Origin of the sequence: Mesorhizobium sp. Root695, assembly GCF_001428185.1 — a bacterium.
In the GTDB taxonomy this organism is placed as follows: Bacteria; Pseudomonadota; Alphaproteobacteria; order Rhizobiales; family Rhizobiaceae; genus Mesorhizobium.
The window spans coordinates 239,043-251,484 of sequence record NZ_LMHO01000003.1 but is presented as its reverse complement, the minus strand read 5'-3'; the positions used below and the strand labels follow the sequence as shown (position 1 = coordinate 251,484).

General features: G+C 62.9%; 13 protein-coding genes and 1 riboswitch. Of the genes, 2 read left to right on the top strand and 11 right to left on the bottom strand.

Annotated features, from left to right (window positions below; translation table 11 throughout):
• Positions 1–124 precede the first annotated feature (124 nt).
• From nuoI to ASD99_RS05295, 11 genes are all read right to left on the bottom strand, one after another.
• Positions 125–616 (bottom strand): NADH-quinone oxidoreductase subunit NuoI, encoded by a 492-nt coding sequence (nuoI, locus tag ASD99_RS05345; protein ID WP_023812382.1) that lies wholly within the window; start codon positions 614–616, stop codon positions 125–127.
• Positions 613–867 (bottom strand): hypothetical protein, encoded by a 255-nt coding sequence (locus ASD99_RS05340; RefSeq protein WP_156388928.1) that lies wholly within the window; start codon positions 865–867, stop codon positions 613–615. Before ASD99_RS05340 ends, nuoI begins: the two co-directional genes overlap by 4 nt.
• Positions 864–1,907, bottom strand: a complete 1,044-nt coding sequence (gene nuoH / locus ASD99_RS05335) for an NADH-quinone oxidoreductase subunit NuoH (protein WP_057142941.1) — start codon at positions 1,905–1,907, stop codon at positions 864–866. Before nuoH ends, ASD99_RS05340 begins: the two co-directional genes overlap by 4 nt.
• A 2-nt stretch (positions 1,908–1,909) precedes the next feature.
• A complete protein-coding gene (gene nuoG / locus ASD99_RS05330; RefSeq protein ID WP_057142940.1) occupies positions 1,910–3,991 on the bottom strand; it encodes an NADH-quinone oxidoreductase subunit NuoG in 2,082 nt (693 codons plus the stop codon).
• A gap of 73 nt (positions 3,992–4,064) precedes the next feature.
• Complete coding sequence (locus tag ASD99_RS05325) at positions 4,065–4,760, bottom strand: hypothetical protein (protein WP_056596748.1); 696 nt, start codon at positions 4,758–4,760, stop codon at positions 4,065–4,067.
• 103 nt (positions 4,761–4,863) lie between these two features.
• The gene (gene nuoF, locus ASD99_RS05320) at positions 4,864–6,168 is read right to left on the bottom strand and encodes an NADH-quinone oxidoreductase subunit NuoF (protein ID WP_057142939.1); all 1,305 of its coding nucleotides are present in this window, start codon (positions 6,166–6,168) and stop codon (positions 4,864–4,866) included.
• A 10-nt stretch (positions 6,169–6,178) separates the two neighbouring features.
• Entirely contained in the window at positions 6,179–7,459 is a 1,281-nt protein-coding gene (locus ASD99_RS05315) for an NADH-quinone oxidoreductase subunit E (RefSeq protein ID WP_056596755.1), read from the bottom strand.
• Complete coding sequence (locus ASD99_RS05310; RefSeq protein ID WP_057142938.1) at positions 7,460–8,650, bottom strand: NADH-quinone oxidoreductase subunit D; 1,191 nt, start codon at positions 8,648–8,650, stop codon at positions 7,460–7,462.
• Between the two features lie 9 nt (positions 8,651–8,659).
• Entirely contained in the window at positions 8,660–9,265 is a 606-nt protein-coding gene (locus ASD99_RS05305) for an NADH-quinone oxidoreductase subunit C (RefSeq protein WP_056596760.1), read from the bottom strand.
• 4 nt (positions 9,266–9,269) lie between these two features.
• Entirely contained in the window at positions 9,270–9,851 is a 582-nt protein-coding gene (locus tag ASD99_RS05300) for a NuoB/complex I 20 kDa subunit family protein (RefSeq protein WP_056596762.1), read from the bottom strand.
• Positions 9,842–10,207, bottom strand: coding sequence for an NADH-quinone oxidoreductase subunit A (locus ASD99_RS05295; RefSeq protein WP_010910112.1), 366 nt, complete (start codon positions 10,205–10,207; stop codon positions 9,842–9,844). Before ASD99_RS05295 ends, ASD99_RS05300 begins: the two co-directional genes overlap by 10 nt.
• 331 nt (positions 10,208–10,538) lie before the next feature.
• Here ASD99_RS05295 and ASD99_RS05290 point away from each other — a divergent pair, with 331 nt between their 5' ends.
• Together ASD99_RS05290 and ASD99_RS05285 are read left to right on the top strand one after the other, a co-directional pair.
• A complete protein-coding gene (locus tag ASD99_RS05290; RefSeq protein ID WP_056596766.1) occupies positions 10,539–11,738 on the top strand; it encodes a winged helix-turn-helix domain-containing protein in 1,200 nt (399 codons plus the stop codon).
• A 29-nt stretch (positions 11,739–11,767) separates the two neighbouring features.
• Positions 11,768–11,973: riboswitch (cobalamin riboswitch) on the top strand.
• 38 nt (positions 11,974–12,011) lie between these two features.
• Entirely contained in the window at positions 12,012–12,440 is a 429-nt protein-coding gene (locus ASD99_RS05285) for a DUF1636 family protein (protein ID WP_056596769.1), read from the top strand.
• Positions 12,441–12,442 lie beyond the last annotated feature (2 nt).

Genomic DNA, 12,442 nt, shown 5'->3' with positions numbered 1-12,442 from the left:
ATCCCCCGGTTCCTGTACAAACAGGACACTCGTCCTGTTTGTTGTCTCTGGCCTGGTTCCGCCTCCGGTTCCAAAGCCGCGTTGTCCTTAGACGAGGCCCCTCGCCCCGTCCATGCGTCAAATATCAGCGGTAGGGCGAGTCCAGCGAGATGTTGCGCGCCAGTTCGCGCTCCCACCGGTCGCCATTCGCCAACAGCTTGTCCTTGTCGTAGTAGAGTTCCTCGCGCGTTTCCGTCGCGAATTCGAAATTCGGCCCCTCGACGATGGCGTCGACCGGGCAGGCTTCCTGGCAGAAGCCGCAATAGATGCACTTCACCATGTCGATGTCGTAGCGCACCGTGCGGCGCGTGCCGTCATTGCGGCGCGGTCCGGCCTCGATGGTGATGGCCTGCGCCGGGCAGATTGCCTCGCACAGCTTGCAGGCGATGCAGCGTTCCTCGCCGTTGGGATAGCGGCGCAAGGCGTGCTCGCCCCGGAAGCGCGGGCTGGTCGGCCCCTTCTCGTGCGGATAGTTGATCGTCTCCTTCGGCGCGAAAAACTGGCGCATCGACAGGAAGAAGGCGCTGACAAAATCCTGCAGCAGCAGCGATTTTGCGGCTTGGGAAAGAGCGCTCATTGTTGTGCTCCAAACGTCGTTACTGCCAGTATCGCACCCAGGACGGACCAAAAAACTGGCATAAAATAGCGATAAGCAAACGTGGTCGCCGCTCCAAGCTTGCTCTTGTTCCAACCCAAGATCGGCATCACATATCCGGCCGGCAGCCTTTCCTGGCTTTTAAGCACGAATGGCAAGACGGCGACGTAGCCGAATGCCGCAACCGCCAATCCGCAGACCACACCGATCAGTCCAAGCGAAACTGTGCTCATGCCCATCCCGCGATCTTGAGGACGGCAGCGGTGGCAACCACCATGAACAGCGAGATCGGCAGGAACACTTTCCAGCCGAGCCGCATCAGCTGGTCGTAGCGGTAGCGCGGCACGAAAGCCTTGACCATGGAAATGCCGAAGAACACGAAGCAGACTTTCAGCACGAACCAGATGACACCCGGCACCCATGTGAACGGCGCGAAATCGAAGGGCGGCAACCAGCCGCCGAGGAACAGGACGGTGGCCAGCGCGCACATCAGCACGATGGCGACATACTCACCAAGGAAGAACAGCAGGAACGGCGTCGATGAATATTCGACCATGTGGCCGGCGACCAGTTCCGATTCGGCTTCCACCAGATCGAAGGGCGGACGGTTCGTCTCGGCGAGCGCCGAGATGAAGAAGATGATGAACATCGGGAACAGCGCCAGCCAGTTCCAGTCGAGGAACGTATTGGGCAGGCCAAGCCGCGTACCAATTCCATCATGCTGCGACAGCACGATGTCGGACAGGTTGAGCGAACCGGCGGTGAGCAGAACGGTGACGATGACGAAGCCGATCGAGACTTCGTAGGACACCATCTGAGCCGCCGAACGCAACGCGCCGAGGAACGGATATTTCGAGTTCGACGCCCAGCCGCCCATGATCACGCCGTAGACCTCGAGCGAGGAGATGGCGAAGACATAGAGGATGCCGACATTGACGTTGGCGATCGCCCAGCCCTGGCTGACCGGGATGACCGCCCAGGCCGAAATCGCCAGCACCGCCGACACCAGCGGCGCCAGCAGGAAGACGCCCTTGTTGGCGCCCGACGGAATGATCGGTTCCTTGAAGACGAATTTCAGCAGATCGGCGAAGGCCTGCAGCGTGCCCCAGGGACCGACGACGTTCGGACCACGGCGCAGTTGCACCGCCGCCCAGATCTTGCGGTCGGCGTAGAGGATGTAGGCGACGAAGATCAAAAGCACGACGATCAGCACGACCGACTTCAAGAGGATCAGCAGCGCCGGCAGCACGTAAAAGGAGAAGAAAGTGTCCATGCTTATTCCGCCGCCTGCTTGAAGCCGCTCTTGGCCAGCGCCGAGCATTCCGCCATCACGGCCGATGCCCGCGCGATCGGGTTGGTCAGGTAGAAATCCTTCACCGGCGAGGTGAAGGTGCCCTTGTTCAGCCGCCCGCCGAGCTTCGCCACTTTGGCGATGTCCTCGGCATTGCCGGCCGCGACCTGATCGATGCGGGCCAGATGCGGGTGCTCGCCGTAGAGCTTGGCGCGCAGCTGCGGCAGCGAATCGAACGGCAGTTTTTTGCCCAGCACATCCGACAGTGCCCGCAGGATAGCCCAGTCCTCGCGCGCGTCGCCGGGCGCGAAACCGGCGCGGTTGGTCTGCTGCACGCGGCCTTCCGTGTTGACATAGGTGGCCGATTTTTCGGTGTAGGCAGCCGCCGGCAGGATGACGTTGGCGCGGTGCGCGCCCTGGTCGCCATGCGTGCCGATATAGACGACGAAGGCGCCGCCGGTCTTGGCCATGTCGATCTCGTCGGCGCCGAGCAGGAACAACAGCTCCATTTCGCCCAGCATGCCGGCAACGCTCTTGCCACCCTCGCCCGGCACGAAGCCGAGATCGAGACCGCCGACACGTCCGGCCGCATTGTGCAGCACGGCAAAGCCGTTCCAGTCCGCGCGGGCAGCGTTAACGGCGGCGGCAAGCTTGGCCGCCTGGCCGAGCACGGCCGCGCCATCGGCGCGCGCCAGCGCGCCCTGGCCGACGATGATCAGCGGATGCGTCGCCTTCTTCAGCGTCTGGAAGAACTTGCCGTTGCCGTCCGCCAGATCCTTCAGCGAATCCGGTCCGGCGCCCAGCTGTTCGTAGTCATAGCGCGTGTCGCCGACATCGCCGATGAGGCCGACCGGCAGATTGCCGATCCGCCAGCGCTTGCGGATGCGGGTGTTGAGCACCGAGGCTTCATAGCGCGGGTTGGCGCCGATGATCAGCACCGCATCCGCCTGCTCGATGCCTTCGATGGTCGGGTTGAAGATGTAACTGGCGCGCCCGAGCGCCGGATCGAGCGCGGCGCCATCCTGGCGGCAATCGGTATTCTTCGAGCCGAGCGAAGCCATCAGCAGCTTGAGCGCGTAGATTTCTTCAACGGCGGCGAGATCGCCCGAAATGGCGCCGATCTTTTCGGGTGACGCCTTCGACACCGCGTCCTTGATCGCAGCAAAGGCCTCGGCCCAGCTCGCGGGAACCAGCTTGCCGTCCTTGCGCACATAGGGGCGGTCGAGGCGCTGCGTGCGCAGACCGTCCCAGATGAAGCGGGTCTTGTCGGAAATCCACTCCTCGTTCACCTGCTCGTTGACGCGCGGCAGGATGCGCATCACTTCGCGGCCCCGGCTATCGACGCGGATCGCCGAGCCGACGGCATCCATCACGTCGATGGATTCGGTCTTGGTCAACTCCCACGGCCGCGCCTGGAAGGCGAAGGGTTTTGACGTCAGCGCGCCGACCGGGCAAAGGTCGATGACATTGCCCTGCAGTTCGGACGTCATCGCGCTTTCGAGATAGGTGGTGATCTCGGCATCCTCGCCGCGACCGATCAGGCCAAGCTCGGAAATGCCGGCGACTTCCGTGGTGAAGCGGACGCAGCGCGTGCAATGGATGCAGCGGTTCATCACCGTCTTGACCAGCGGTCCGATATATTTGTCTTCGACCGCGCGCTTGTTCTCATGAAAGCGCGAGGAATCGACGCCGAAGGCCATCGCCTGGTCCTGCAGGTCGCATTCGCCGCCCTGGTCGCAGATCGGGCAATCCAGCGGATGGTTGATCAGCAGGAACTCCATCACGCCTTCCCTGGCCTTCTTGACCATCGGCGTGTTGGTGAAGATTTCCGGCGCTTCGCCATTCGGCCCCGGACGCAGGTCGCGCACGTTCATGGCACAGGAAGCCTGCGGCTTGGGCGGCCCGCCCTTCACCTCGATCAGGCACATGCGGCAATTGCCGGCGATCGACAGCCGCTCATGGAAGCAGAAGCGCGGCACTTCCGCGCCAGCATCTTCCGCCGCCTGCAGCAGCGTGTAATGGTCGGGTACAGTGATCTCTTTCCCGTCGACCTTGAGCTTTGCCATTCGCCTCAAACCCCTGCGGAGTTCCCGCAATCTCTTGTTCCGGGCACGGTCGAAACCGGACCCGGCATTTCATTCACTTCTTGACGGCGAGTGCCGCCGCTTGGGCTGTCCAATCGTCGCGGCCGATGCGGCCGGTGAGCGACAGATAATCCTCGACCCAGGCAACCTCTTGCGGCGTCCATGCCGCGATCTGGCCATACGTCCAGATGCCCAGGCCGTTGAGAACCTTTTCCAGCTTGGGTCCGATGCCCGATATCGCCTTGAGATCCGCCGGTTTCGCCGGCTTTTCCATGGCATTGGGCTGCCTGAAATCCTCGGGCATCAGCACGCCGGCGGCGTCGCTTTCTGCCGGACCGGCGTTTGCCACCGGCGCCACGGTGGCGGCTTCCTTGGCGGCTATATCGGTGACCTCCTGTGCGAACGACTGCGCCTCGGCGATCATGGTTTTCGCCGTCGCCCGCGCCCTGGTGGAGGAAGAGTTAGGGTCGTCGAACTGCGCGACGCGCGCCTCGAAATCATCGACGATCGGCTGCAGCAGCCGCTGCGAAGCTTCGGCCGCTCCCGAAAGCGCACCTAGCCAGACGCCGAAAGCGTGGTTGGCCAGCCCAAGGCCAAGCGCCGACATCGCCGCCGCACCCGCCACAGGATGCACGAGAAGGTTGACGGCGCTGGCCATCTCCTTCGGCATCATCCTGGTCAGGTCCTGGTTCATCTTCTCGATCTGGTCCAAATTGGGCATCAATGGATTGGGTGTCGAATACGGCGCCATAGATATCTCCTGGTCGTTTTTTCGTTCGCCCGCCCCGGGTTGTCTCAAATCGGGCACTTGCCCGTATTTCGCTTCGGGCTTTCGCCCGCATTCACAAATTCCTCTATTCCGCCGCCACCATCACCGGCTCGGCGCGGTGCGCGTTGCGCGAAAACTCGTCGATGCGCCGCTCCACCTCGCCGCGGAAATGCCGCATCAGGCCCTGTATCGGCCATGCCGCCGCGTCGCCCAGCGCGCAGATCGTGTGGCCCTCGACCTGCTTTGTGACGTCGAGCAGCATATCGATCTCGCGCTTCTGCGCCTCGCCGCGCACCAGCCGCTCCATCACCCGCCACATCCAGCCGGTGCCTTCGCGGCACGGCGTGCACTGGCCGCAGCTCTCGTGCTTGTAGAAGTAGGACAGCCGCGCGATCGCCTTCACGATATCGGTCGACTTGTCCATGACGATCACAGCCGCCGTGCCGAGGCCGGATTTGAGGTCGCGCAGCGCGTCGAAATCCATCGGTGTATCGATGATCTGCTCGGCCGGCACCAGCGGCACCGAAGCGCCGCCCGGAATGACCGCCAGCAGGTTGTCCCAGCCGCCGCGAATGCCGCCGCAATGCGTCTCGATCAACTCACGGAACGGGATCGACATAGCCTCTTCGACCGTGCACGGATTGTTGACGTGGCCGGAGATGCAAAACAGCTTGGTGCCGACATTGTTGGGCCGGCCGAAGCCCGAGAACCACGCGGCGCCGCGGCGCAGGATGGTCGGCGCAACCGCGATCGATTCGACATTGTTGACCGTGGTCGGGCAGCCATAAAGGCCGACATTGGCCGGGAATGGCGGCTTCAGCCTGGGCTGGCCCTTCTTGCCTTCGAGGCTCTCGAGGAGTGCCGTCTCCTCGCCGCAGATATAGGCGCCGGCGCCGTGGTGCATGTAGATGTTGAAATCATAGCCCGACGTATTGTTCTTGCCGATCAGCCTGGCCTCGTAGGCCTCGTCGATGGCGCGCTGCAGCGCCTCGCGCTCGCGGATGAACTCCCCGCGTACATAGATGTAGGCGGCAACCGCGCCCATGGCGAAACCGGCAATGAAAGAGCCCTCGACCAGGGTATGCGGATCGTTGCGCAGGATGTCGCGGTCCTTGCAGGTGCCGGGCTCGGATTCGTCGGCATTGACGACCAGATAGCTCGGACGGCCGTCGCTCTGCTTGGGCATGAACGACCATTTGAGTCCCGTCGGGAAGCCGGCGCCACCACGGCCGCGCAGGCCCGACGCCTTCATTTCGTTGACGATCCACTCGCGCCCCTTGGCGATGATGCCAGGCGTGTTGTCCCAGGCGCCGCGCGCCATCGCGCCGGCCAGCGACTTGTCGAAGAGGCCATAGATGTTGGTGAAGATGCGATCTTTGTCCTGAAGCATTATTCGTCCCTCAGACCGGCTTCTTGCCGAAGACGCGGATGTATTCGGCGACACCACCCTTGGCGAGCGCCTTGGCCTGCTTGACCCAGTCGTCGCGATCGATGCGGCCCTGGAAAGAGAGATAGCCGTCCACCCACTCACGCTCGGCCTTCTTCCACGACGCGACCTGCGCGAAGGTGTAGATGCCGAGCGTATGCAGGATGCCCTCGATCTTCGGGCCGACGCCGGAGATCAGCTTGAGGTCGTCGACCAGCGTCGGCTTGGCGATGCCGGCCGGACGGTTCTTGTCTTCCAGCGATGGCTTGGCGGCTTTCGCGGCCGGCGCCTTGGTTTCCGGCGCCTTGAAAGCGGTTGCCGGCTCGGCCTTGGTCTTCGGACCACTGCGCTGCTTGGAAACCTGCTCGACCTCTGGAGCCGCCTTGTTGGCATTGGCGGCCGAATGCAGCGGCGCCGAAACGCTCGCCGCCTTTTCAGCAGCCGGCGCAACCTTGGCCTTTGACGGCGTCTTCAAGGCCGGGCTGGTTTCCGGCGCATCGGTCTTCGGCTTGCTGGCATTGGACGGCCCGACCGCGGCGGTGGCAGGTGCCGGAACGGGTGCCGCGACGATCGCATCAGGCGCCGCCTGGGCGGCCTTGGTCGCTGCCTTGGCTTCCCTGTCGCGGGTCGATTTGAGGATCGCCTTTTCGCTCTTCAGCGTGGTGAGGCCGGAGGCCGGCTCCGAACCGGTGCGGCCGTTCTGCGGCCCCGCTGGCACCGAAGCACCCTTGCCGGCGCCGTAGAGATCGATGATCTCGGCCAACCGTTCCGGGGTCAGGTCTTCAAACGTGTCCTTGAAGATCATGACCATCGGCGCGTTGACGCAGGCGCCAAGGCATTCGACCTCTTCCCACGACAAGGTGCCCTTGTCGTTGGTGTGGAACTGATCGTGGTGGATCTTCGAGCGGCAGACATCCATCAGCGCTTCCGAGCCGCGCAGCATGCAGGGCGTGGTGCCGCAGACCTGGATGTGCGCACGCGTGCCGACCGGGTTCAGCTGGTACTGCGTGTAGAAGGTCGCGACCTCGAGCCCACGGATGCGCGGCATGCCGAGCATATCGGAAATCGTCTCGATCGCCGCCTTCGTCACCCAGCCTTCCTGCTCCTGCGCGATCATCAGAAGTGGGATGATGGCCGACTGCTCACGGCCCTTCGGGTACTTCTTGATCCATTGCTTCGCCGCTGCGGCATTCGCCCGATTGAAGGCGAAGGATGCTGGCTGGACGCTGGCTTCTGCGAGACGGCGGACTGACATTTAGCGATCGACCTCACCAAACACGATGTCGAGGGAGCCTAGAACGGCGGTGACGTCGGCCAGCATGTGGCCGCGGCAGAGGAAATCCATCGCTTGCAGATGCGCGAAACCAGGCGCGCGCAGCTTGCAGCGGTAGGGCTTGTTGGAGCCATCGGAGACGAGATAGACGCCGAACTCGCCCTTCGGCGCTTCGACCGCCGCATAGACCTCGCCGGCTGGAACGCGATAACCCTCGGTGTAGAGCTTGAAGTGATGGATCAGCGCTTCCATCGAGCGCTTCATCGCCTGGCGCTTGGGCGGCACCACCTTGCCGTCGAGGTTCGACACCGGTCCGGTGCTCTCCTTGCCGAGCAGAAGGTCGACGCACTGGCGCATGATCTTCGCCGACTGGCGCATTTCTTCCATGCGCACGAGGTAACGGTCGAAGCAATCGCCGTTCTTGCCGATCGGAATGTCGAAATCCATTTCCGAATAGCATTCATAGGGCTGCGACTTGCGCAGGTCCCAGGCTGCACCCGAGCCACGCACCATGACGCCCGAAAAACCCCAGGCCCAGGCATCGGCCAGCGAAACGGTGCCGATATCGACATTGCGCTGCTTGAAGATGCGGTTGCCGGTCAGCAGCTGGTCGAGGTCGTCGATCGACTTCAGGAACGGATCGATCCACTTGCCGACGTCCTCGACCAGCTTCTGCGGCAGGTCCTGATGGACGCCGCCGGGGCGGAAATAGGCCGCATGCATGCGTGAACCGGAGGCGCGCTCATAGAACACCATCAGCTTTTCGCGCTCGACGAAGCCCCACAGCGGCGGCGTCAGCGCGCCGACGTCCATCGCCTGCGTCGTCACATTGAGGATATGCGACATGATGCGGCCGATTTCGCAGTAAAGCACGCGGATCAGCTGGCCGCGCTTAGGCACGTCGATGCCGAGCAACCGCTCGGCAGCCAGCGCGAAGGCGTGTTCCTGGTTCATCGGCGCGCAATAATCGAGCCGGTCGAGATAGGGGATCGCCTGCAGATAGGTCTTGGCCTCGATCAGCTTTTCCGTGCCGCGATGCAAAAGCCCGATATGTGGATCGACGCGATCGACAACCTCGCCGTCCAGCTCCAGCACGAGGCGCAAAACACCGTGCGCCGCAGGGTGTTGCGGGCCGAAATTGATGTTGAAGTTGCGGACGGAGGTTTCAGCCATTCTGGCGCCTCAATTCGTCTTGGCTTTTTCGTCCCCCGGCAGCACGTAGTCGGTGCCTTCCCATGGGGAAAGAAAATCGAAATTGCGGAATTCCTGCTTCAATTCCACGGGCTCGTAGATGACGCGCTTGGCCTCGTCGTCGTAACGCACCTCGACAAAGCCGGTCAGCGGGAAGTCCTTGCGCAGCGGATGGCCTTCGAAACCATAGTCGGTCAGCAGGCGGCGCAGATCGGGATGGCCCGAGAACAGCACGCCATAGAGATCGTAGGTCTCACGTTCGAACCAGTCGGCACCGGGGAACACGCCGGTGATCGACGGCACCATCGTCTCTTCATCGGCCTGCACCTTGATGCGGATGCGCACATTCTGCTTCGGCGACAGGAGGTGGTAGACGACGTCGAAACGCTTGGCCCGCGACGGATAGTCGGCGCCACAGACGTCGATGACCGAGATGAACTGGCAGCGCGCATCGTCGCGCAGGAAGGTCATGACCTCGACCAGATCGCGCGGCTCGACATGAACCGTGAGTTCGCCATAGGCGATATCAGCGTCGTTCACACGGCCGGTCAGCTTCTCGCCGAGATAGGTCGACAGTTCGCTCAGGGATGCGGTCATGGATTTACCGTTCGATCGTGCCGGTGCGGCGGATTTTCTTCTGCAAGAGAAGAATGCCGTAGAGCAGCGCTTCGGCGCTCGGCGGACAGCCGGGCACATAGATGTCGACCGGCACGATGCGGTCGCAGCCGCGCACCACCGAATAGGAATAGTGGTAGTAGCCGCCGCCATTGGCGCATGAGCCCATCGAGATGACGTAGCGCGGCTCCGGCATCTGGTCGTAGACCTTGCGCAGCGCCGGCGCCATCTTGTTGGTCAGCGTGCCGGCAACGATCATGATGTCGGACTGGCGCGGCGACGCGCGCGGCGCGACACCGAACCTCTCCGAGTCATAGCGCGGCATCGAGGTATGGATCATCTCCACCGCGCAGCAGGCGAGGCCAAAGGTCATGAACATCAGCGAGCCGCTGCGCGCCCAGGTGATCAGCGCTTCCGTCGAGGTGACGAGAAAACCCTTGTCGGCGAGCTCATTGTTGATCTCGAGGAAGAACGGATCGTCCGCCCCCACCGGCCTGCCGGTGTTGGGATCGATCAAACCCTTGGGCTTCGGCGCGACGAGCGTGCCGGAACTGTCGTTCAATCCCATTCCAGCGCTCCTTTTTTCCATTCATAGGCAAAGCCGATGGTCAGCACCGCCAAAAAGACCATCATCGACCAGAAGCCGAGCATGCCGATCTTCGAGAACGACACCGCCCAAGGAAACAGGAAGGCCACTTCCAGGTCGAAGATGATGAACAGGATCGACACCAGGTAGAAGCGGATGTCGAATTTCATGCGGGCGTCGTCGAACGAGTTGAAACCGCACTCGTAGGCGGAAAGCTTTTCAGGATCGGGATTGCGGTAAGCCACCAGGAAGGGCGCGGCCAGCAGCGCCAGGCCGACAACCAACGCCACGCCTATGAACAGGACGATGGGCAGGTATGAGCTTAGAAGTGCGTTCATGCTCGGCTTTCCGTTGGCGCCAATCCACTTTGATTACAGCACCGGACCCTAATGCGGAAGCGTGACAGTTTAACCGCTGAACCGTTTTAAGGGCCTATGCTGCAACGCGGCGAGGGTTAGCGCAGCACTTCCAGTGAAGCAAGTCAAACCTTGTTCAAAACACTGACCTGGACGGCATATCCGGGGAAACTGGTCCGATCCGCTCCTGTTTGATTTCCTTCGCTTTCTACTCCACTTTTCTCTCCTGACATGCTTGCCGCCAAAACCCTGCTAGCATGGCCCGGAATCACCCATCCGACCCTCGGTCAAAACACTTCAAAGTGATGCCTGCATGAAGGAAAAGATCTCGCTCCCCATGGCCCGGCGCATTGCGCTCGCCGCCCAGGGGTTCCTCGATCCCCGCCCGACCGGCACGCCTGACCGAAGGCATTTTGCCCGCACGCTCTCCCGCACCGGCCTGTTGCAGATCGATTCCGTCAGCGCGGTGGTGCGCGCTCATTATATGCCACTCTATTCGCGCCTGGGCCCCTACCCGCTCACTCTGCTCGACAACGCGGCCGTGACGCGCAAGCGCACGGTGTTCGAATATTGGGCGCACGAGGCCTCCTTCCTGCCGGTCGAGACCTACCCGCTGATGCGCTGGCGCATGCAACGCGCCGAGCGCGGCGACGAGATGTATCTGGGCCTCGCCAAATGGGGCCGCGAGCACGCCGCCTATATCGAAGAGATCTACCGCCAGGTCGCCGAGCGCGGCCCGATCGCCGCTTCCGCGCTGGAAGGCCAGAAAGGCTCGGGCGGATGGTGGGGCTGGAGCCACGCCAAGCATGCCTTCGAATGGCTGTTCTGGGCTGGGCGCATCACCACGGCGCACCGCCGCGGCTTCGAGCGTTTCTATGACCTGCCCGAACGCGTGCTGCCGCAGGCGATCCTTGACCTGCCGGTGCCAACGCCTGAGGACGCGCACCGCGAATTGCTGCGCATTTCCGCCCGCGCCCATGGCGTGGCGACATCAGGCGATTTGCGCGATTATTTCCGCCTGTCCCCGGCCGATATGAAAGGCCGGCTGGAGGAACTGGTTGAAACCGGCGAGCTGCTGCCGGTGCGCGTCGAAGGCTGGGACAAGCCGGCCTATCTTCATAAAGACGCCCGTTTGCCCCGAAAGATCGAAGCCCGCGCCTTGCTGGCGCCGTTCGACCCGGTCGTCTTCGAACGTTCGCGCACCGAGCGCCTGTTCGATTTCCACTACCGCATCGAGATCTACACGCCAGCCGACAAGCGGCAATACGGCTATTATGTCCTGCCGTTCCTGCTCGGCGACAGGATCGTGGCGCGCGTCGACCTCAAGGCCGATCGGCCTGCGAGCGTGCTGCGCGTCCATGCGGCCTATGCCGAGCCCGGCGCACCAGCCGAAACCGCTGCTCAGCTCTTCGAGGAATTGAAGCAGATGCAGGGCTGGCTGGGCCTCGAACGCATCGAAGTGACGTCCGCCGGTGACTTGGGTCCGGCGCTGGCCGACCTGACAGCGTCGTAAGCTCGCGTTGACACCGCTGCCCGCAAAAGCCTAAATCCGTTCCAGACGGTCTCTTCTCTTCAACGAGAGGAGCCAAGAGGGAATGCGGTGCGGGATATCTGTCCCAAATCCGCGGCTGTCCCCGCAACTGTAAGCGAAGAGCCAAGGCCGAAAGCCACTGGGAGGTTCCCGGGAAGGCGGCTACCAAGGCGATGACCCGCGAGCCAGGAGACCTGCCGTCTGCGACTGTAGAATCCGATCGCCCGGCGGGTTTCCGGGCAAGGAGCCCGATTTTTGGACCACGACAGCAGTTTTTCGGCTGGCACAGCGGATGTTTCGTCCGGCAATGATGATGCCTTGGCCGGCGTCACCGTCATCGTCTGCGCTTCCTGCCGCGATGAAACCGGCTCCGACGCCCATCCCCGCGCCGGCGAATCGTTGGCGGATGACACCCGCCGCGCCGCATCCGGCGAAAATATTCGCATCCGCAGCGTTGAATGCCTTGGCAATTGCAAACGGCGCCTCAGCGCCGCGATCCTGCGCGATGGCTGCTGGAGCTATGTCTTCGGCGACTTGACCGCGACCAGCGGTGCCGACCTCGTCACCGGAGCCAAACTCTTCGCCACCTCGACGGACGGCCTGATCCCGTGGCGCGGCCGTCCCGATAGCCTGAAGCGCGGCCTCGTTGCCCGCATCCCTCCCCTCAACCTGTTGAAGGACTGACC